Genomic DNA, 19,593 nt, shown 5'->3' on the forward strand with positions numbered 1-19,593 from the left:
CAGGTCCCGGGCGCGCCGCCGTCGCGTCGCGAACCCGAGGCGCCGGCCACTCAGCACCCACTCACCCCACCGCCCCGGCCAGCGCTCCCGCGAGATCACCCCGCTCCCCCACGACCACGCCCCCGAGCCCGAGCCACTCCGCCATGTGCCGCAGCTCGGCGGCCAGCTCCGCCGCCACCCGCGGCACCTCCACGCCCGCCTCGGCGAACGCCCCCTGCACCCGGAGGACCCCGGCGGCCCGGTCCGACTTGAGGTCCACCCGGCCGACCAGCTCGCCGTCGAGCAGGAACGGGAAGACGTAGTAGCCGAACTCGCGCTTCGGCTCGGGCACGTAGATCTCGATGCGGTACCGGAAGCCGAAGATCCGCTCGGTGCGCTCGCGCTCCCAGATCAGCGGGTCGAAGGGACACAGCAGCGCCCGCCCCTCGATCCGCCGCGGCACACCCACGCCCGGCGCCCGGTACGCCGGCGCCCGCCAGCCGCGCACCGCCACCGGCTCCAGCTCCCCCGCCTCCACCAGCTCCTCGACCGCACGGCGGCTCTCCGCGGGCCCGAGGCGGTAGTAGTCCCGCAGATCCGGCTCGGTCGCGATCCCCAGCGCCCGGGCCGCCCGCCGCACGAGCCCTCGCGCCGCCTCGCCGTGGTCCATCGGGTGGGCGGCGAGCACGGCCGACGGCAGCACCCGCTCGGGGAGGTCGTAGAGCCGCTGGAAGTTGACCCGGGTGCCGGTGGTGAGCGCGCCGAGGCCGAACAGGTACTCGCAGATCCGCTTCACGTCGGACCGCTCCCACCACGACACCCCCGGCGGCCGCGGCTTCCCCGCCGCGCCGCCCAGCGCCGTCTCCAGTGCGCCCGCACCGAGCGGACCCAGCTCCTTGACCGCGGCCAGCACGTCGTCGACCAGGGCGGGTTCGCGGTCGGCGAGCTGCGCGTAGTGCCGCCACCAGCCCGGACGCTTGGCCCCCGACAGCAGCAGCGGCCAGTCCTCGACGGGTAGCAGGCTCGCCTCGTGCGCCCAGTACTCGACCAGCAGCCGCGGCCGGCGCGCGGTGTGGTGCCAGGCCGCCCCGTCGAGCAGGTCGCGCGGGTAGGCGCCGAGCCGGCTGAAGACCGGCATGTAGTGCGCCCGCACCGCCACGTTCACCGAGTCGAGCTGCAGCAGCTGGATCCGGCCGAGGACACGCTGCAGGTGCCGCCGGGTGACCGGGCCCGGCGGCCGCGGCTCTGCGAAGCCCTGCGCCGCCAGCGCCGTGCGGCGCGCGACGTCGGCCGAGATCGTCCTCACGAGGGGCATGCTGCCAGCACGCACCGACACTTTCCGGACGGTCAGCGGGCCGGCGGCGGATCCGGGACCGGTTCGGCCGTGAACTCGTCCGCGGCCCCGGCCGGCCGGCGTTCCGCCCGCACCACCAGGACGACCGCGACCAGCACGATCAGCCCGCCGAGGGCCTGCAGGAGGGTGAACCGCTCGTCGACCAGCAGCACCCCGAGCAGGACCGCGATCACCGGGTTGACGTAGGCGTAGGTCGCGACCGTGGACACAGGGAGGCCGCGCAGCGCGATCGCGTACGCGCTGAACCCGCCCAGCGTGGCCACCGCGGCGGCGACCCAGACCCACCACGTCGCTGCGGGGAGCGCACCGAGGTCGACCCGTCCGCCCGCGGCGCCGCCGACCCCGATCATGATCAGTCCACCGGTGACCATCTGCACCGTGGCCAGCGCGAACGGGTTCGGCGGGACCGGCAGCCTGGTCGTCGCGTAGGTGCCCGAGGCCCAACCGAGGCCGGCCAGCACGACGAGCCACGGCCCCCACGACGCGCTCCCGGCCGTGCCGCCCGAGCCCGGGCCCGCCAGCACCAGCACCCCGAGACCGACGAGGCCGACCAGGACCCCGAGCAGCGTCGCCGGACGGGGCCGGTCCCCGAAGATCGTGCGCAGCACGGCGATGTAGAGCGGCACGACCGCCAGCAGCAGCGCCGCGAGCCCCGACGGGATCTGCGTCTGCGCGACGGCGACCAGGCCGTTGCCCCAGGCGGGCAGCAGGAGCCCGGAGAGCATCGTCGTGAGCAGCTGCGGCCGGCTCATCCGCAACCCGCGCGGTCCCGAGACGACCAGGACCAGCAGGCCGAGCGCGACCCCGGCCGACAGGAACCGGAAGCCGCCGGCCAGCAGGGGCGTGACGTGCGTGATCAGCAGCCGGTTGAGCAGGTAGATCGAGCCCCAGAGCAGGTAGACCAGCGAGAGCGCCACCCACGCCGTCCGGGGGCCGGACGGACGATCGTTCACGTCCCCGCACGCTGCCATGCCGAGCCGAGCTGGGCCAACCCCTCGGCCGGTGTCCGGCGTCACCCGGGCACCAGGTACGAATGTCCGCATGGCCCTCGCCTCGGTCCGCCCCGCCGTCGACGCGGACGTCGACGAGATCGTCCGCATCCAGGCCGAGACCTGGCGGGTGGCGTACGCCGGGATCCTCCCCGATGCCGCGCTCGACCGGCTGACCAGCGACGACGCCCGGCGGGCCTGGCAGGACGCGGTCGCGGCCGGCGACCCCTTCCACGTGTTCGTGGCGCTCGAGGGCGACTGGACGGTCGGCTTCTGCGCGGCGGCGCACTACGCCGGGCAGGACGGCCTGGCGATCGCGGAGATCAGCGCGCTGCTCGTCGAGCCCCGCTGGAGCCGGCGCGGGCACGGCGGGCGACTGCTCGCCGTCGCCGGGGCCGCCCTGCGCCGGTCCGGGTCGGAGCAGGGCCGGGTGTGGGTGCCCGAGGCCGACACGGCCTCACGCGCCTTCTACACCCGCGCCGGCTGGGCCGCCGACGGCGCCGTCCGGACCCTCGACACCGGGGACGGCACCGTGCGCGAGGTCCGGCACACCGGCCCGTTGGACCTCGAGCTGACCTGACCGGCGCAGGTCAGCGGGGGTCGTGAGTGCCGGGTGACCCTCTAGTGGCAGTCGGCACTCACAGGCCGAGGAGGGGTTCCAGGCCGAAGGTCAGCCCGGGGCGGTGCGGCACGGCGCGGATCGCCATCAGCACGCCGGGCATGAACGAGGCCCGGTTCATCGAGTCGTGTCGGATCGTCAGGACCTCCCCCGCGCCGCCGAGGATGACCTCCTGGTGGGCGACCATCCCGGGCATCCGGACGGCGTGCACGTGGACGCCGTCGACCTCCGCCCCGCGGGCGCCGAGCGGGTCGCTGGTGGTGGCGTCGGGTACCGGGCCGAGCCCGGCGGCCGCCCGCGCCTCGGCGACCAGCGTGGCCGTGCGGGCGGCGGTGCCGGACGGGGCGTCGACCTTCTTCTCGTGGTGCAGCTCCACGATCTCGGCCGACTCGAAGAACCGCGCGGCCTGCGCGGCGAAGTGCATGGCGAGCACGGCCCCGACGCCGAAGTTCGGGGCGATCAGCACACCCTGGCCCGGCTTGTCGGCGAGCCAGCCGCGGACCGTGTCGAGCCGCCCGGCGTCGAACCCCGACACCCCGACCACGGCGTGCTGCCCCCGGTCGAGGACGTGCTCGAGGTTGTCCATGACGACGTCGGGCCGGGTCAGGTCGACCACGACCTCGGCGCCGTCCGCGGCGGAGATCGGGTCGGCCGAGCCGACCTCCGCCACGAGCTCCATGTCGTCGGCGGCGCGGACCGCCGCGCACGCCTCGGAGCCCATGCGCCCCTTCGCCCCCAGCACCGCCACCCGGATCGCACTCACGGCTCGCAGCCTAAGGGGCGTCTGGTGGATGATCGGCCGCGGTCCCGGCGCCCGGACGCCCTCAGGCGGCCGGCTTCGTCTCCGGGTTGCCGGCCAGGGCGGCGTCGAGTCGCGGGACGAGATGGTCGAGCACGTACGGCAGCGACAGCGGGCTGGAGAAGTAGATCGCCCCGGCCAGCGTGGCATCGGTGAAGACCAGGTTGCCGTTCTGCACCGGGGTGAGCGTGCGGTAGAGCGGCTGGGCCTCGAGCTCGGTCCGGGCCGACGCGTCCTCGGTCGCCCAGATCAGGACCCTGCCGGCGTTGAGCACACCGAGGTTCTCGATCGGGATGTAGGCCTGGGTCGAGTCGCCCTCCGGTGCGAAGCGGTCGATCTCGGCGGGCACGGTGAAACCGAGGTCGGTGAGGAACTCTGTCGACAGGCCGTTCTGGTAGGCGATCGCGCTGCCGTCGTAGAACGGGGCCTGCAGGAAGATCGCGGGCGTGCCGGTGAAGCCGGGGTGCGCGGCGGCCGTGTCGGCGAACCGCTTCTTGATGCCGTCGACCAGCGCGTTCGCCTCGTCCGGCTTGCCGATCGCGGCGCCGATCAGGCGGGTCTGCGCGTCCCACGGCGCAAACCAGGCGGTGCCGCCCTTCGGCTGCGCGACGGTCGGGGCGATGGCGGCGAGCCGGTCGTACTGCTCCCGGTCGAGGCCCGCGTTGGTGGCGACGATGAGGTCCGGGCGTTGCGCGGCGATCTTCTCGTAGTCCGGCCCGTCCTTCGCGGTGAGCACGGTCGGGGTGGCAGAGCCCAGCTGCTCCTTCGCCCACGGCCAGGTCGCGTAGGGCTGGTCGCCGTACCAGTCGGTCACGGCGACGGGCGTGACGCCGAGCGCCAGCAGGGTGTCCTGCTCGGTGTACCCGGCACTGACCACCCGCTGCGGGGCCGCGGGCACGGTGGTCGTGCCGAACTCGTGCTCGACGGACACCGGGAAGGCCGCCTGCGGGGCCGCGCCCGGCGCGGTCGTCGGAGGGCTGGACGAGCAGCCCGCGGCGAGCACGAGCACAGCGGCGAGCAGGAGGGAACGGGGGCGCACACGGTCTCCACGGGGTCGTCGATCGGCGTCGGTGAGGCTAACCTCAGTTCGATCCGGTCGACACCAGCTCAGCGTTCAACCCACCCCACGGAGCCGCCATGACGCTCGCGGTCGAGTCGCCGCCCTACGAGGGCCACGAGGGCGACACGGAACGCGACATGTGGATCTGCCGCTTCGCGCCGCACGAGCCCGGCGCCTGGGGTCCGCACCGCCACCACCAGCACCAGATCGCGTGGGTCAGCGAGGGCCTGACGACGGCGGTGGTCGGCCCCCGCACCTGGGTGCTGCCGCCGACCCGCGCCCTGTTCATCCCGGCGCACCTGCCGCACGACCTCGTCAACCGGTCGCCGTCGGCGCTGCACTGCCTGTACGTGTGGCCGAACGCGTGCCCGCTCGAGTGGACCGAGCCGACGGTCGTCCCGGTCGGATCGCTGCTGCGCGAGCTGCTGCTGGCGCTGGCCGGACCGGAGCTGTCGACCGTGGCGGAGTCGGCCCGCGCCCTGTTCTTCGGGCTGGTCGGCGCGGTGCCGGACCCCGGCGTCGCGGTGCCGCTGCCCGCGGACCCGCGTGCCCGGGCCGTGGCGGCGCGGTTGTCCGCGGCGCCCGCGGACCCGCGGTCGCTGGAGGACTGGGCCGCCGAGCTGGGCACGAGCGTGAGCACGCTGCGCCGGGCGTTCGCCGTGGGGACCGGGATGACGTTCACGGACTGGCGCACGCAGGTGCGGCTGCGGGCGTCGCTCCCCCTGCTGGCCGACGGGCTGCCGGTCGCCGGGGTCGCGCGGCGGGTGGGCTACGCGTCGCTCAACGGGTACGTCGACGCCTTCCGCCGCCACTTCGGGCACACCCCCGCGGCGCACTTCCGCTGACGGCGGTCCTCAGGCCAGGACCAGGCCGGTGATCCAGGCCGCGACCATGAGCAGGCCGGCGGCGAGCTCGATGAGCATGCTCCAGCCGACGGCCGACAGCGCGTGCCTCGTCGACGGCCAGGCCTTCGCGGAGCTGCGCAGCCGGGCGAGTTCGGCGAGGTAGACGCCCAGCACGAAGCCGACGAAGAGCCCGACGACCGGGATCACGAAGAAGCCCACGACCCCCAGCACGCCACCGGCGAGCAGGCTCCGGCCGGGGACGCCGGCGTCGCGCAGCCGCCTGCCGGGCACCAGGAACTTCGCCAGCGACCCGACGATCAGCAGCCCGCCCGCGATGCCGAGGACCCACCAGCCGAGGGCGTCGCCGCGCGGGACGGCCCACACGGCCACGCCGGCCAGGATCACGATCAGCCCGGGCAGCACCTGGACGACGACCCCCACCAGGCCGACCAGGATCAGCAGTCCCGCGACCAGTGCCGTCACCACGCCGCCGACCCTACCGAGATCACCCCGCGGGTCGGCACCTCCGGGCCACCGAGTCGCACGTTCCGGACGACCGGGATGTGGGGTTCGGACGCCTGAGAGTGCCGACTCGCGGGAGGTCAGGCCAGGTCGTGGAGGGCGGCGGGGAGGTCGTCGACGGCGTCGTAGGGGCCGACGACGGCGGCGGTGAGGTCCTGCGCCAGCAGCTCGGCGGCGAGGTCGGCGACCTGGGCCGGGGTGACGGCGTCGATCCGCTCGAGGCTCTCGGTGACGCTGCGCTGCCGCCCGTGGTCGAGCTCGGAGCGGCCGAGGCGGTTCATCCGCGACGCCGTGTCCTCCAGCCCGAGCACCGTGCCGCCGCGCAGCGAGCCCTTGGCCCGCACCACCTCGGACTCGGTGAGCCCGTCGGCGGCGACGCCGGCCAGCACGTCCCGCACGACCGCGACGACCTCGCCGAGCCGCTCCGGCGCGCACCCGGCGTAGACCGAGAAGGTGCCGGCGTCGGCGTAGCAGGCCTGTGCCGAGTACACCTGGTACGCCAGCCCGCGCTGCTCGCGGACCTGCTGGAACAGCCGCGACGACAGCCCGCCGCCGAGCGCGGCGTTGAGCACCGCGAGGACGGGGCGGCGCGGGTCGTGCCGGTCCAGCCCGGGCACGCCCAGCAGCAGGTGCGCCTGCTCGGAGTCGTCAGTGCGCAGGGCGAGGGCCCTGCGGGCGGGCAGGCGTCCGCCGCCGGCCGGGCGCGGGCCGACGGGGGCGAACTCCGGGCCGTCGCCCAGCGCCTTCGCGGCCAGGTCGGCGACGTGCCCGTGGTCGAGGTTGCCGGCGGCCGCGACGACCATCCGCGGCGTGGTGTACTCGCCCCGCCAGAAGTCGTGCAGCGTCTCGCGGCTCATCCCGCGGATCGACTCCTCGGACCCGATCACGGGGCGGCCGAGCGGGTGCGCGCCGAAGATCGTCTCGTCGAAGAGCTCGCCGAGCAGGTCCTCGGGATCGTCGTCGCGCATCGCGATCTCCTCGAGGACCACCCCGCGCTCCAGCTCGACGTCCGTGTGCGCGAGCTCGGCGTTGGTCACGACGTCGGCGAGGACGTCGAGCGCCAGCGGCAGGTCCTCGTCGAGGACGTGCGCGTAGTAGCAGGTGTGCTCCTTGGCGGTGAACGCGTTGAGCTCGCCGCCGACCGCGTCCATCTCCTCCGCGATCCCCTGCGCGGTGCGCCGCCCGGTGCCCTTGAACAGCAGGTGCTCGAGGTAGTGGGCGGCGCCGGCCTGGTCCGGGCGCTCGTCCCGGGAGCCGATCGCGATCCAGACGCCCAGCGCGACGGACCGCACGCCGGGCACCTGCTCGGTGAGCACGCGAACGCCCCCGGGCAGCTCGGTGCGAGCCACCCCGGGGGCGTTCGAGTGCGACGTGCTGGTCAGCTGGAGACCTCGGCCGGCTCGGCCTTGTCCTCCGCCGGCGCGTCGGCCGGGGCGCTGTCGCCCGCGGCCTCCTCCTGCACCGGGATCAGGCTGATCTTGCCGCGGTTGTCGATGTCGGTGACCTCGACGCGGATCTTGTCGCCGACCTTGACGACGTCCTCGACCTTGCCGATCCGCTTCCCGTTGCCGAGCTTCGAGATGTGGACCAGGCCGTCCTTGCCCGGGACCAGCGAGACGAAGGCGCCGAAGGCGGCGGTCTTGACGACCGTGCCCAGGAACCGCTCGCCGATCTTCGGCAGCTGCGGGTTGGCGATGGCGTTGATCATGCCGATCGCCTCCTCCGCGGACGGGCCGTCGGCGGCGCCGACGTAGATCGTGCCGTCGTCCTCGATGGAGATGTCCGCGCCGGTCTTCTCCGTGATCGAGTTGATCATCTTGCCCTTCGGGCCGATGACCTCGCCGATCTTGTCGACGGGCACCTTGATCGCGGTGACCCGCGGCGCGTAGGTGCTCATCTCGTCCGGCCCGTCGATCGCCTCGCCGAGCACCTCGAGGATGGTCAGGCGGGCGTCCTTGGCCTGGTTCAGCGCGGCCGCGAGGACCTCGGACGGGATGCCGTCGAGCTTGGTGTCCAGCTGCAGCGCGGTGACGAACTCGGCCGTGCCGGCGACCTTGAAGTCCATGTCGCCGAACGCGTCCTCGGCGCCCAGGATGTCGGTCAGGGCGACGTAGGACATCCGCCCGTCGACCTCGTCCGACACCAGGCCCATCGCGATGCCCGCGACCGGCGCCTTCAGCGGCACACCGGCGTTGAGCAGCGACATCGTGGACGCGCAGACCGAGCCCATCGACGTCGAGCCGTTGGAGCCGAGCGCCTCCGACACCTGGCGGATCGCGTACGGGAACTCCTCGCGTGTGGGCAGGACCGGGACGAGCGCCCGCTCCGCCAGCGCGCCGTGGCCGATCTCGCGGCGCTTCGGCGAGCCCACCCGGCCGGTCTCACCGGTCGAGTACGGCGGGAAGTTGTAGTGGTGCAGGTACCGCTTGGACGTCTCCGGGCCGAGCGAGTCGATCTGCTGCTCCATGCGGAGCATGTTCAGCGTGGTGACGCCCAGGATCTGGGTCTCGCCGCGCTCGAACAGCGCCGAGCCGTGCGCCCGCGGGACGACCTCGACCTCGGCCGAGAGCGGCCGGATGTCGGTGAGCCCGCGGCCGTCGATGCGGACCTTGTCGCGCAGGATCCGCTGGCGGACCAGCTTCTTGTTCAGCGACCGGAAGGCGGCGCCGAGCTCCTTCTCGCGGCCCTCGAACTGCCCGCCGAGGGACTCGAGCACCTCGAGCTTGACGGCGTCCGTGGCGGACTCGCGCTCCTGCTTGCCGGCGATGGTCAGCGCCTCGCCGAGCTTCGCGGACGCGGCCTTCTCGACGGCCTCGTACGCGTCCGGCTGGTAGGCCGGGTACGTCGGGTAGTCGCCGGTGGGCTTGGCGGCGGCGTCGGCCAGCTGCTGCTGGGCCACGCACAGGGTGCGGATGAACGGCTTGGCCGCCTCCAGGCCCGCCGCGACGACCTCCTCGGTCGGCGCGTTCCCGCCGCCGGCGACGAGCTCGATCGTCTTCTCGGTGGCCTCGGCCTCGACCATCATGATCGCGACGTCGTCACCGACGACGCGGCCCGCGACGACCATGTCGAACACGGCGCGCTCGAGCTGGTCCCAGGTCGGGAACGCGACCCACTGGCCGTCGATCAGCGCGACGCGCACGCCGCCGATCGGGCCCGAGAAGGGCAGGCCGGCGAGCTGCGTCGAGGCCGACGCGGCGTTGATCGCCACCACGTCGTACGGGTCCTGCGGGTGCAGCGACATCACCGTGACGACGATCTGGATCTCGTTGCGCAGGCCGTCGACGAACGACGGGCGCAGCGGCCGGTCGATGAGCCGGCAGGTGAGGATCGCGTCCGTGCCGGGACGGCCCTCGCGGCGGAAGAACGAGCCGGGGATCCGGCCCGCGGCGTACATGCGCTCCTCGACGTCCACCGTGAGCGGGAAGAAGTCGAAGTGCTCCTTGGGCTGCTTCGACGCCGTGGTGGCGGACAGCAGCATGGTCTCGTCGTCGAGGTACGCGACGACGGAGCCGGCGGCCTGGCGGGCCAGCCGACCGGTTTCGAAGCGGATCGTCCGGGTGCCGAACGAGCCGTTGTCGAGGACGGCGGTGCTCTCGTGCACGCCGTCGTCGACCGTGACGTTGGGATCGGTCATGAAGTGGTGTCTCTCCTCCGACAGAGCGCCACCTCGCCGGGATCCTCCGCGGAGCCGGTCTTCGATCGAAGCTCCCGGACGACTCGTCGTTCCGGGGGCCACTACCGAGGACCGGCGGATCTTCAGGGCGCGGTGACGGTGGGGTGTTCAGTTCTGCACCCGGGCGCCGGGGCAGCTCACGCCGCCCCGGCCCCGGAGCGGCTCAGCGGCGCAGACCCAGCCGCTCGATGAGCGAGCGGTAGCGCTGCACGTCGACCGACGCCAGGTACTTCAGCAGGCGGCGGCGGCGGCCGACCATGAGGAGCAGGCCGCGGCGGGAGTGGTGGTCGTGCTTGTGCTGCTTGAGGTGCTCGGTCAGGTCGCTGATGCGCTTGGTGAGCAGCGCGACCTGCGCCTCCGGCGAGCCCGTGTCGCCCTCGTGGACGCCGTACTCGTCGAGGATGGTCTTCTTGTCTGCGGCGGTGAGTGCCACTGCGGTGGTGCTCCTTCGTGTGGTGACGTCCGTGGGGCCCGCGCCCGGGCCACGCGCTCGCCGTGGTGGGCGACCGCGTCGGGGCGGGAAGCTGGTCGCGGCCGCCACGGACTGCAGCCGGACCCACCGAAGAGGTTACCAGCGCGGCCCTCCCCACCTCCGGGTACCCGCCGATCGTCGCCGGTCAGGGTGGGTGACGGTGTGTCGGGCGTGTCTGTTGTGGTCGTCGGGGCCGATGCGCGCTCAGCGGGTGGCGGCGGCGCGGCGCAGGAGGGCGGCGAGCTCGGGGAAGGTCGCGGCGAGGGTCGACGCCGCGGCGACCAGCTGTGCCGGTCCGGCGACCCGGCGCAGCGCCTCGGCCGCGAGCAGGGCGGGGTCGCGCCGGGGGTCGGGGCGCGGGACCGGTCGGACGGGCCGCGGATCGGCGTCGGGGTGGACGGCGGGGTGGACGGCGGGGTGGACGGCGGGGTGGACGGCGGGGTGGACGGTGGGGACCGGGCCGCGGGTCGTGGACGGGCGCCGGCGAGACGGCGTGCCGGCGGAGTCGGTGGTCGCGTCGCGGGCCGCCTCGACCGGCCGGGCGAGCAGGGCCGCCCACTCCGGCGAGGCGGTGCGCACCTCGTCGAGCAGGCCGGGGACTTCCTCCGCAGGGACGGGACCGGCCGCGCACCGCCCGTCGAGCAGGAGCAGCCGGGCGAGGACGGCCGGATCGCCGATCTTCACGCGCTTGGCGCTGACCAGCTGCGACAGCATCGCCGGGCTCATCCCGAGCGTCGCGGCGAGCGCGCCCTGCGTGATCCCGAGGACCCGCAGCATCCGGTGCACCCGCTCGGCGAGCGGGGTCCCGTACAGCGCCCGCTGTCGCTCCCGGTTGGCGGCGAGCCTGTCGATCTCCACATCCGGATGCTGGCAGGTGGACGCCCCTTCCCGGGGCGGAACGGGAGAAGTCGGCACCGGGAACCGCGCCCGGCCCACCTGCCACACCCGATCGGGCCCCCCACACCCGCCCGGGCCCGGAGGCCGTCACACCCCCAGCAGCTCCCGCGTCCGCTCGACGTCGGCGTTCATCTGCTCGATCAGCGGGTCGATGCCGTCGAACCGCTCCTGGCCGCGGAGGCGGTGGGCGAACTCGATGCCGACCTCGTGGCCGTAGAAGTCCTCGTCGACGTCGAGGACGTAGGCCTCGACGGTGCGGACCTTGCCGGAGAAGGTCGGGTTGGAGCCGACCGACACCGCCGCGGGCAGCCGCCGCGCGCCCAGCAGGAACCATCCCGCGTAGACGCCGTCGGCCGGCAGGGCGGTGTGCACCGCGCAGGCGACGTTGGCGGTGGGGAAGCCCAGCTCACGCCCGCGCTTGTCGCCGTGCACCACCACGCCGTCCACCCGGTGGAGCCGGCCGAGCGCGGCGGCGGCCGCTTCCATGTCGCCCGCGTCGATGCACGAGCGGATGTAGGTGGAGGAGAAGGTCACGCCGTCGTCCGTGATCAGGTCCAGCGCCTCGACCTGGAAGCCGAACCGGGTGCCCAGCTCGCGCAGGGTGCCGATGTCGCCGGCCGCCTTGTAGCCGAAGGTGAAGTTGGTGCCCACGACCACGTCGGCGGCGTGCAGGGTGTCGACCAGCACCTCGTGCGCGAACTCGGCGGGCTTCATGTGCGCCAGCTCGGCGGTGAAGGGGATGACGCAGAACGCGTCCGCCCCCGCCTCCTCGACCAGGTCGGCGCGCCGCTCGAGGGTGGTCAGCGCGGCCGGGTGCGATCCCGGGCGGACCAGCTCGGCGGGATGCGGGTCGAAGGTGACGACGACACTGCGCAGGCCGCGCTCCCGGCCCCGGGCGACCGCCCGCTCGATCAGCTGCCGGTGCCCGCGGTGCACGCCGTCGAAGACCCCGATGGTCACGACACTGCGGCCCCACCCCGACGGCACGGCCTCGAGTCCACGCCACCGCTCCACGATCGCCACCCTACGGAACCCGCCTGCTCACGAGCCCGCCGGGGCGAGCACCACGACCGGCTTGGCCGCGCCCTCCGAGTCGGCCATGAGCGCGAGCACACGGCCGTCCGGTGCGAACACGCCGTAGGTGCCGGTCAGGCCCGCCGCGGGCAGCCGCTTGCCGTGCGAGACGTCCGTGGCGCCGCCGGCGTCGACGTCCCGGCGCGGGAAGGCCGTCGCCACCGCCCCGGCGAGGTCGAGCGACAGCCCGGGCGCGGCCTCCAGCTCCTCCAGCGTGCGCGCGTGGCCGAGGTCGAACGGCCCGACCCGGGTGCGCCGCAACACCGTCAGGTGCCCGCCCACGCCCAGCGCCGCGCCCAGGTCCCGGGCCAACGCCCGCACGTAGGTCCCGGAGGAGCACTCCACCACGACGTCGAGGTCCGCAGCCCGGCGCTCCACCAGCGAGAACGACGAGACCGTCACCGGCCGCGCCGGGATCTCCACGGTCTCCCCCGCCCGCACCCGCGCGTAGGCCCGCTTCCCGTCGATCTTGATCGCCGAGACCGACGACGGGACCTGCAGGATCTCGCCGGTCAGCGCCGCCATGGCCGAGGCGATCGCCTCGTCCCCGACCCCCGACGCGTCGGCCGACGACACGACCTCGCCCTCGGCGTCGTCCGTGGTCGTGGCGACGCCGAGCCGGATCGTCGCGGTGTAGGCCTTGGTGTCGAGCGCGAGGTGCCCGAGCAGCTTGGTGCCCCGCTCGATCCCGCACACCAGCACACCGGTGGCCATCGGGTCGAGGGTGCCGGCGTGCCCGACCTTGCGGGTGCGCAGGATGCGCCGCAGCCGCGCGACCACGTCGTGCGAGGTGAGACCGCCGGGCTTGTCGACGATCACGAGGCCGGGGTCGGGGGCGGGGCCGGAGCGTGCGGGCACGGCGGGTGAGGTTACTTGCCCAGCCGGTACCCCACGCCGCGCGCCGTCACGATCACCTCCGGCCGGCCCAGCTTGGACCGCACCAGCGCCACGTGCGCCTCCAGGGTGCGGCGCGCGGAGGAGTCGGTGGTCCCCCACACCTCGTCGAGCAGCTCGTCCCGCGCGACGACGGCGCCCTCGCGGCGGGCGAGGGCCGCGAGCAGGTCGAACTCCTTGCGCGCCAACCCGATCTCGGCGCCCGCGACCGTGACCGCGCGACGGGCGAGGTCGATCTCCACGTCCCCGGCGACCACGGCCGGCGCCACCCCGAGCCCGCGGGTGCGGCGCAGCACGGCGTCGATCCGGGCCAGCAGCTCCTCGACGAGGAACGGCTTGACGATGTAGTCGTCCGCCCCGTTGCGCAGCCCGCTGACCCGCGCCTCCACCGCCCCGCGGCCGGTCACCGCGAGGATCGGCACCCGCGAGACCTCCCGGATGCCCCGGCACACACCGATCCCGTCGCGGTCCGGCAGTCCCATGTCGAGGAGCACGACGTCCGGTTCGGACTCGCGCACCGCCGCGAGCGCCGCGGCCCCGCTGGTCACGTGCCGCACGCGGAAGCCCGCCGTGCCGAGCGCCTTCGCCATGGCGCCGCCGAGGACCTCGTCGTCCTCGACCAGAAGTGCGCGCACCGTCCGGTTGCTCCCATCCTGCGAAACCTCAAGCCCGGCCCAATTATGGACGCCTACGCCCTGACATGGCGCCGGTCACGTTCCTAGCGTGCTCCCCGGCACCGGACGTCGAGGAGGACGACACGTGACATCAACCGAAGCCGCACCTCGTAAGCGCTTCTTCACCCAGCTCTGGTTCTGGGTCATCGTCGGCATCGTCCTCGGCGTGGTGTTCGGGCTCGTGGCGCCCGACGCCGCCAAGGGCGCCAAGTGGCTCGCCGACGGCTTCATCCAGATGATCAAGGTCATCGTGGCGCCGGTGATCTTCTGCACCGTCGTCGTGGGCATCGCCTCGATCGGCAACCTCGCCCGCGCCGGCGGGCTCGCGCTCAAGGCGCTCTTCTACTTCCTGGTCGCGACGGTCGTCGCGCTGACCATCGGGCTGCTCGCGGCGAACATCTTCGCGCCGGGCTCCGGGTTCAGCGGCCAGCCGTCGGCGACCGCGCTGGAGTCGGCCGCCAAGCAGGTCGACCAGGGCGCCCAGGACGCCGGGCTCACCGGCTTCATCCTCAACGACCTGCTCCCGACCAGCTTCCTCGGCCCGTTCGTCGAGAACGAGGTCCTGCGCGTCCTGGTGCTGGCGATCCTCACCGCCTGCTCCGTGTCGCTGCTGGCCGCGCCGCTGCGCAAGCGGGTCGTCGGCTCGATCGAGACGATCTCGAAGGTCATCTTCGGCATCATCAAGCTGATCATGTGGGCCGCGCCGGTCGCCGCGTTCGGCGGCATGGCGTACACCGTCGCCCAGTTCGGCGCCTCGTCGCTGACCAACCTCGTCAAGCTGATGGGCGTCTTCTGGGGCACCTGCGCGTTCTTCGTCGTCGCGGTGCTCGGGCTCGTGTCCTGGTGGGCCGGGTTCAACATCTTCAAGGTCATCCGGCTGATCAAGGACGAGCTGCTGATCATCGTCGGCACCTCGTCGTCGGAGTCCGTGCTGCCGCGGCTGCTCACCAAGCTGGAGGCGGCGGGCGCGTCGAAGCAGACCGTCGGCCTGGTCATCCCGACCGGCTACTCGTTCAACCTCGACGGCACCTGCATCTACCTGACCCTGGGTGCGCTGTTCATCATCCAGGCGGGCAACGAGTCCCTGCCGATCGCCCTGCAGATCGGCCTCGCCCTGCTCATGGTGCTGACGTCGAAGGGCGCCGCGGGCATCACCGGCGCCGGCCTGGTCACCCTGGCCGCGTCGCTGCAGGCCTTCGGCGGCGACTTCTTCTCGGCCGAGGCGATCGCCGTCGGCATCGCGCTGATCATCGGCATCGACCGCGTGATGAGCGAGGGCCGGGCGCTGACCAACTGCATCGGCAACGTCGTGGCCACTCTGGTCATCGCCCGCTGGAACGGCGAGCTCGACCGCGAGCGGCTGAAGGCGGTGCTCGACGACCCGTCGCTGGTCGACGAGGCCATGGAGCTGGAGCACGGCTCGGGGGCCGAGGAGGACGAGTCCGGGAAGGAGCTCGCCGCGGTGGGTGCCGGCGGCGGCTACGAGGTCGCGACCGAGCGCACCGGCCGGGTCACCAGCACCGGCAAGACCCTCCCGCCCACCGGACGGACCGAGGAGAGCAGCGAGACCCACGAGACCGTCCGGTAGCACAATCACCGGCGTGTCCCCCCGACCCCGCCGCGGTTCCCGCCTCGTCAGCCGGCTGCTCCTGCTGCAGCTCGTGACGGTGCTGGTGACCGTCGGCGGGGTCGCGGCGCTGGGGGTGTTCGGGGCCCGCGAGCTCGAGTCCGCCGCGGCGGCCCGGCTCACCCTGGCGACCGCGCAGTCCGTGGCCGGCGACCCGCAGGTCGTCGCGGCGGTCGCGGCGGGCGGCGATCCGCTCGTCGTCTCCCGGACCCTGCAGCCCCTGGCCGAGCGGGTGCGGGTCGCGACCGGCACCGCCTTCGTCGTGATCATGACGCCCGACGGCGTGCGGTACAGCCACGCCGAGCCGGACCGGATCGGCGGGGTGTACGTCGGCTCGATCGCGGAGGCCCGCGCCGGCCGCGCGTACACCGAGGACTACCCCGGCACCCTCGGGCCGTCCGTCCGGACCGTGGTCCCGGTGACGGACCGGGGCCAGGTCGTCGGGCTGGTGTCGGTGGGCGTCCTGGAGACCCGGATCAGCGCGCTGGTGGCGCGCGAGCTGCCGTGGATCCTCGCGGTGGCCGCGGCGGCGGTGGCGCTCGGGGCGTTCCTCGCCTGGCTGCTCGCCCGGCGCGTGCGCCGGCAGACGCTCGGCCTGGAGCCCGAGGAGATCGCCGCGGCCTACACCCACCACGACGCCGTCCTGCGGGCCGTCCGCGAGGGCCTGATGGTGCTCGACCGGGACGGCCGGGTCGTGGTGCTCAACGCCGAGGCGCGGCGGCTGCTCGGCTTCACCCCCGACGAACCCGTGGAGGGACGACGGCTGGTCGAGCTCGGCGTGGACCCCGCGCTGCGGGCGGTCACCCGGTTGGCCACCGGCGGCGTCGAGGACGTCCGGGACACCCTCACGCTGGCCGGCGAGCGCGTCCTGCTGCTCTCCCGCACCGCGGCCGGGCCGCGCGCCGGCGACGGCACGCGCGTCGTCACGCTGCGGGACCGGACGGAGCTGTCGGGGGTGCTGCGCGAGCGCGACGCCGCGCGGGACCGGGCCCGGGCGCTCGCCGGGCAGGCCCACGAGTTCGCCAACCGGATGCAGACCGTGCTCACCCTGGTGCAGGTCGGCGACACCGACGACGCGCTGCGGGCCGGCACCGCGGCGGTCGACCGGGCGCGCGGGCCGGTGCTCGACACCGTGCACGACCCGGTGCTGGCCGCGTTGCTCACCGACAAGGCGTGGACCGCGAGCGAGCGCGGGATCGCCTTCACCGTGCACGACGAGACCGAGGACCCCGTCCCCCTCGGCCCGGACGACCTCGTCTCGCTCGTCGGCAACCTCGTCGACAACGCGCTCGACGCCGCGGAGGGCTCGCCCGACCCGTGGGTCGAGGTGCGCCTCGCCGACGGCGTGCTCGAGGTCGCCGACTCGGGACCGGGCATCCCGCCCGAGGCCGCCGACGACGTGTTCGAGCACGGGTTCTCCACCAAGGAGGCCCGGCCGGACCGGCCGCGCGGGATCGGGCTGGCGCTGGTCGCCCGGATCGTGCGCCGGCTCGGCGGGTCGGTCGAGGTGGTGCCGCGCGACCCCGGGACGCTCTTCCGGGTCAGCCTGCCTGCGGGTTCTCCGCCGGACCCAGCACGGCGCCCGGCACCGCCCAGCGTCCCGACCGCGTCCGCAGGCCCACCGCCACGAACCTGATCAGCATGAACAGGGACAGGCCGGTCCAGATCCCGACCAGCCCCCAGCCCGCGACGAGCGAGATCCAGATCAGCGGGAGGAAGCCGCCGACGGCCGCGAGCAGGGTCGTCGTCCGCAGGAACGCGGCGTCGCCGGCCCCGAGCAGCACGCCGTCGATCGCGAACACCACGCCGGCCACGGGTTGCAGCGCGACGAAGAACCACCAGGCCTGCGGGATCGTGTCCACGGTAGCGGCGTCGGCGGTGAACAGGCCGGGCAGCACCGGGTAGAGCGCGGCGAACACGCCCGCGAACACCACGCCGAGGATCAGCCCGTACCGGATCACCTGCGCCGCCACGCCCTTCGCGTGCTCGGCGCCGCCCCCGCCCAGCGCGGCGCCGACGAGGGCCTGCGCGGCGATGGCGACGGCGTCGAGCACGAGGGCCTGGAAGTTCCACAGCTGCAGCACGACCTGGTGCGCGGCCACCGCCGACGCCCCGAACCGCGCCGCCACCGCCGTGGCCGACAGGAAGCAGATCTGGAAGCCGGCGGTGCGCAGGATGAGGTCGCGGCCCATGGACAGCTGCGCGCGGATCAGCGGCAGCCGCGGGAGCAGGGACACCTCGGGGTGCGCCTTCTTCTCCCGGCCGAGCGCGACCAGGAACAGCCCGGCGACGACGACCTGCGCCACCACGTTCGCGACGGCCGAGCCCTCCAGGCCCCACCCCAGCCCGTGCACCAGCACCGGGCAGAGCACGGCGGACAGGCCGTTGCCGGCGAGGACGTAGCGCAGCGGGCGGGCGGTGTCCTGCACGCCGCGCATCCAGCCGTTCCCGGCGAGCGTGACGAGGATCAGCGGTGCCCCGAACAGGGCGATCCGCAGCCAGCCGACGGCGGCGTCGGCGACCGCACCGCCGTCGCCGAGCGCGTTCGCGACCGGCCGCGCGACCAGCTGGCCGACGCCGAGCACCAGCAGCCCGACGGCGAGCGCCACCCAGGTGGCCTGCACGCCCTCGACGACCGCCTCGGGCCGCCGGCCCGCGCCGTGCAGCCGGGCCGAGCGGGCGGTGGTGCCGTAGGAGAGGAAGTTCAGCGCCGTGGTGACCTGCGCGAACAGCACGCCCGCGACGGCCAGCCCGGCGAGCGGCACCGCCCCCAGCCGCCCGACGACGGCGGTGTCGACCAGCACGTACAACGGCTCCGCGGCCAGCACGGGCAGCGCCTGCACCGCGAGCCGGAGGACCTGCCGGGCGGGCACCCCCTCGTGATCGGGCGAACTCACCCGCTCATGGTTTCACAGCGCACCGACCACACCCGGCCGTCGGGGGCGCACAGCGGGCGCCCGAACCGCGTCCATAGCGCGGCCAGGCCGTACTCAGAACCGCGTTGTGGATCCATAGCGCGCTCGAGCGGGTCCGGGGAACGCGCTATGGATCCATACTGCGGACCAGAGGGCGTCTCCGGACGCGTGATGCATCCGTACCGCGCCCGTCGGCTCTACCCTCCCGGGATGCTGGTCGGGCGAGACGCGGAGCTGCGCGAGCTCGAGGGTGCGGCGGCCGACGCCCTGCGCACGGGCCGCGGCTGGACCGCGCTGCTCACCGGCGAGCCCGGCATCGGCAAGACGACCCTGGCCGCCGAGTTCGCTGCGCGGATGCGGGAGGCGGGCGTCGCCACGGCGTGGGCGGCGTTCCAGCAGGAGGGCGGCGCCCCGCCCTACTGGCCGTGGGCCCAGCTCCTGGGCCGGCTCGGCCGGGCCGAGGCGCTCGCCGTGCCCGGCGGCGACGCCGAGCTGGCCCGCTTCCTCATGTTCGACGCCGTCGGCGCGGCCCTGCGTGCGGCCGCGCCCGTCCTGCTCGTCCTCGACGACCTGCACTGGGCGGACCCGGACTCGTTGCGCCTGCTCGCGGCGCTCCGAGCGCACGTGGGTGAGGCGCCCGTCCTGGTGCTGGGCACCTACCGGGACACCGAACCGGGTGGGATGGCCGCGGTGGCCGCCGACCGGCGGATCGTGCTGTCCGGGCTGGCGGCCGCCGACCTCGGCGCGGCCCTGCAGGCGGCCACCGGCGAACGGGTCGACGACGGGGTGGCCGCGACACTGCACCGCCGCACCGGCGGCAACCCGTTCTTCGCGGCCGAGATCGTGCGCATGCTGCGAACCCGGGACGACGACGCGGTCACCGCGCTGCCGACCGGCGTCCGGGCGGTGCTGGAGCGCAGGCTGGATCTGCTCGCCGAGCCGGTCCCCCGGATCCTGCGGGCCGCCGCGGTGCTCGACGCCGGCACCACGGGCGGGGTCGACGCCGTCCTGCTCGCCGCGGTGGCCGACGTCCCGGTCGGTGAGCTGGCCGGGGCCCTCGCCCCCGCCGTCGACGCGCGCCTGGTCGTCGCCCACGAGGGCCGCCACCACCTCCCGCACGCCCTGGTGGCCGAGACCCTGCACGGGGACGTCTTCGGCGCCCTGGCCTGCGACTGCGCCCGGCGCTTCGCGGAGTCC

18 protein-coding genes are annotated in these 19,593 nt (G+C 74.4%); 5 read left to right on the forward strand and 13 right to left on the reverse strand.

All coding sequences use genetic code 11. The features are described from left to right. Window positions 1-61: 61 nt before the first annotated feature. Both AB0B41_RS19575 and AB0B41_RS19580 read right to left on the reverse strand, forming a co-directional pair. Window positions 62-1,285 carry a crosslink repair DNA glycosylase YcaQ family protein gene (locus tag AB0B41_RS19575; RefSeq protein WP_358205107.1) on the reverse strand — a complete coding sequence of 408 codons (1,224 nt, stop codon included), beginning with the start codon at window positions 1,283-1,285 and terminating at the stop codon, window positions 62-64. A 41-nt stretch (window positions 1,286-1,326) separates the two neighbouring features. Next, window positions 1,327-2,286 (reverse strand): EamA family transporter, encoded by a 960-nt coding sequence (locus tag AB0B41_RS19580; RefSeq protein ID WP_358205109.1) that lies wholly within the window; start codon window positions 2,284-2,286, stop codon window positions 1,327-1,329. A gap of 88 nt (window positions 2,287-2,374) precedes the next feature. Between AB0B41_RS19580 and AB0B41_RS19585 the strand changes: the two genes are divergently transcribed. Continuing rightward, entirely contained in the window at window positions 2,375-2,902 is a 528-nt protein-coding gene (locus AB0B41_RS19585) for a GNAT family N-acetyltransferase (RefSeq protein ID WP_358205110.1), read from the forward strand. Window positions 2,903-2,960: 58 nt separating this feature from the next. Here AB0B41_RS19585 and dapB read toward each other — a convergent pair whose 3' ends face one another. Together dapB and AB0B41_RS19595 are read right to left on the reverse strand one after the other, a co-directional pair. Further along, window positions 2,961-3,704 (reverse strand): 4-hydroxy-tetrahydrodipicolinate reductase, encoded by a 744-nt coding sequence (dapB, locus tag AB0B41_RS19590; protein ID WP_358205113.1) that lies wholly within the window; start codon window positions 3,702-3,704, stop codon window positions 2,961-2,963. A 61-nt stretch (window positions 3,705-3,765) separates the two neighbouring features. Next, on the reverse strand, window positions 3,766-4,779 hold the full coding sequence (locus AB0B41_RS19595) for an iron-siderophore ABC transporter substrate-binding protein (RefSeq protein ID WP_358205115.1): 1,014 nt from the start codon (window positions 4,777-4,779) through the stop codon (window positions 3,766-3,768). 98 nt (window positions 4,780-4,877) lie between these two features. Here AB0B41_RS19595 and AB0B41_RS19600 point away from each other — a divergent pair, with 98 nt between their 5' ends. Beyond that, complete coding sequence (locus AB0B41_RS19600) at window positions 4,878-5,645, forward strand: AraC family transcriptional regulator (protein ID WP_358205117.1); 768 nt, start codon at window positions 4,878-4,880, stop codon at window positions 5,643-5,645. A 9-nt stretch (window positions 5,646-5,654) separates the two neighbouring features. On the opposite strand, the gene AB0B41_RS19605 is transcribed toward AB0B41_RS19600, so the two are convergent. From AB0B41_RS19605 to AB0B41_RS19640, 8 genes are all read right to left on the reverse strand, one after another. Continuing rightward, the gene (locus AB0B41_RS19605; protein ID WP_358205119.1) at window positions 5,655-6,131 is read right to left on the reverse strand and encodes a DUF456 domain-containing protein; all 477 of its coding nucleotides are present in this window, start codon (window positions 6,129-6,131) and stop codon (window positions 5,655-5,657) included. Between the two features lie 116 nt (window positions 6,132-6,247). Beyond that, complete coding sequence (locus tag AB0B41_RS19610) at window positions 6,248-7,516, reverse strand: pitrilysin family protein (RefSeq protein ID WP_358205122.1); 1,269 nt, start codon at window positions 7,514-7,516, stop codon at window positions 6,248-6,250. A gap of 29 nt (window positions 7,517-7,545) precedes the next feature. After that, on the reverse strand, window positions 7,546-9,804 hold the full coding sequence (locus AB0B41_RS19615) for a polyribonucleotide nucleotidyltransferase (RefSeq protein ID WP_358205124.1): 2,259 nt from the start codon (window positions 9,802-9,804) through the stop codon (window positions 7,546-7,548). Between the two features lie 202 nt (window positions 9,805-10,006). Beyond that, window positions 10,007-10,276, reverse strand: coding sequence for a 30S ribosomal protein S15 (gene rpsO / locus AB0B41_RS19620; protein WP_037047075.1), 270 nt, complete (start codon window positions 10,274-10,276; stop codon window positions 10,007-10,009). A gap of 243 nt (window positions 10,277-10,519) precedes the next feature. Beyond that, window positions 10,520-11,173 carry a helix-turn-helix transcriptional regulator gene (locus tag AB0B41_RS19625; protein ID WP_358205126.1) on the reverse strand — a complete coding sequence of 218 codons (654 nt, stop codon included), beginning with the start codon at window positions 11,171-11,173 and terminating at the stop codon, window positions 10,520-10,522. A 126-nt stretch (window positions 11,174-11,299) separates the two neighbouring features. Further along, entirely contained in the window at window positions 11,300-12,226 is a 927-nt protein-coding gene (locus tag AB0B41_RS19630) for a bifunctional riboflavin kinase/FAD synthetase (protein ID WP_358205128.1), read from the reverse strand. A 27-nt stretch (window positions 12,227-12,253) separates the two neighbouring features. Further along, complete coding sequence (gene truB / locus AB0B41_RS19635) at window positions 12,254-13,144, reverse strand: tRNA pseudouridine(55) synthase TruB (protein ID WP_358205131.1); 891 nt, start codon at window positions 13,142-13,144, stop codon at window positions 12,254-12,256. Window positions 13,145-13,155: 11 nt separating this feature from the next. After that, window positions 13,156-13,815, reverse strand: coding sequence for a response regulator transcription factor (locus AB0B41_RS19640; RefSeq protein ID WP_358205133.1), 660 nt, complete (start codon window positions 13,813-13,815; stop codon window positions 13,156-13,158). Between the two features lie 124 nt (window positions 13,816-13,939). On the opposite strand from AB0B41_RS19640, the gene AB0B41_RS19645 reads away from it, so the two are divergent. Together AB0B41_RS19645 and AB0B41_RS19650 are read left to right on the forward strand one after the other, a co-directional pair. Beyond that, window positions 13,940-15,442 carry a cation:dicarboxylase symporter family transporter gene (locus AB0B41_RS19645; RefSeq protein WP_358205135.1) on the forward strand — a complete coding sequence of 501 codons (1,503 nt, stop codon included), beginning with the start codon at window positions 13,940-13,942 and terminating at the stop codon, window positions 15,440-15,442. A gap of 13 nt (window positions 15,443-15,455) precedes the next feature. After that, on the forward strand, window positions 15,456-17,117 hold the full coding sequence (locus AB0B41_RS19650) for an ATP-binding protein (protein WP_358205138.1): 1,662 nt from the start codon (window positions 15,456-15,458) through the stop codon (window positions 17,115-17,117). Here AB0B41_RS19650 and AB0B41_RS19655 read toward each other — a convergent pair. After that, window positions 17,023-18,378, reverse strand: coding sequence for an MATE family efflux transporter (locus tag AB0B41_RS19655; protein ID WP_358205140.1), 1,356 nt, complete (start codon window positions 18,376-18,378; stop codon window positions 17,023-17,025). The genes AB0B41_RS19650 and AB0B41_RS19655 overlap by 95 nt on opposite strands. 228 nt (window positions 18,379-18,606) lie before the next feature. Between AB0B41_RS19655 and AB0B41_RS19660 the strand changes: the two genes are divergently transcribed. Then, the coding region (locus AB0B41_RS19660; RefSeq protein ID WP_358205142.1) for an AAA family ATPase at window positions 18,607-19,593 on the forward strand (987 nt) is incomplete at its 3' end.

The organism is Pseudonocardia sp. NPDC049154 (assembly GCF_040648315.1).
GTDB lineage: Bacteria > Actinomycetota > Actinomycetes > Mycobacteriales > Pseudonocardiaceae > Pseudonocardia.

Excerpts from the sequence above, each read along its gene's own strand:
- AB0B41_RS19585 (WP_358205110.1), top strand. The coding sequence starts at position 2,375 with ATGGCCCTCGCCTCGGTCCGCCCCGCCGTCGACGCGGACGTCGACGAG.
- AB0B41_RS19600 (WP_358205117.1), top strand. The coding sequence starts at position 4,878 with ATGACGCTCGCGGTCGAGTCGCCGCCCTACGAGGGCCACGAGGGCGAC.
- AB0B41_RS19615 (WP_358205124.1), bottom strand. The coding sequence starts at position 9,804 with ATGACCGATCCCAACGTCACGGTCGACGACGGCGTGCACGAGAGCACC.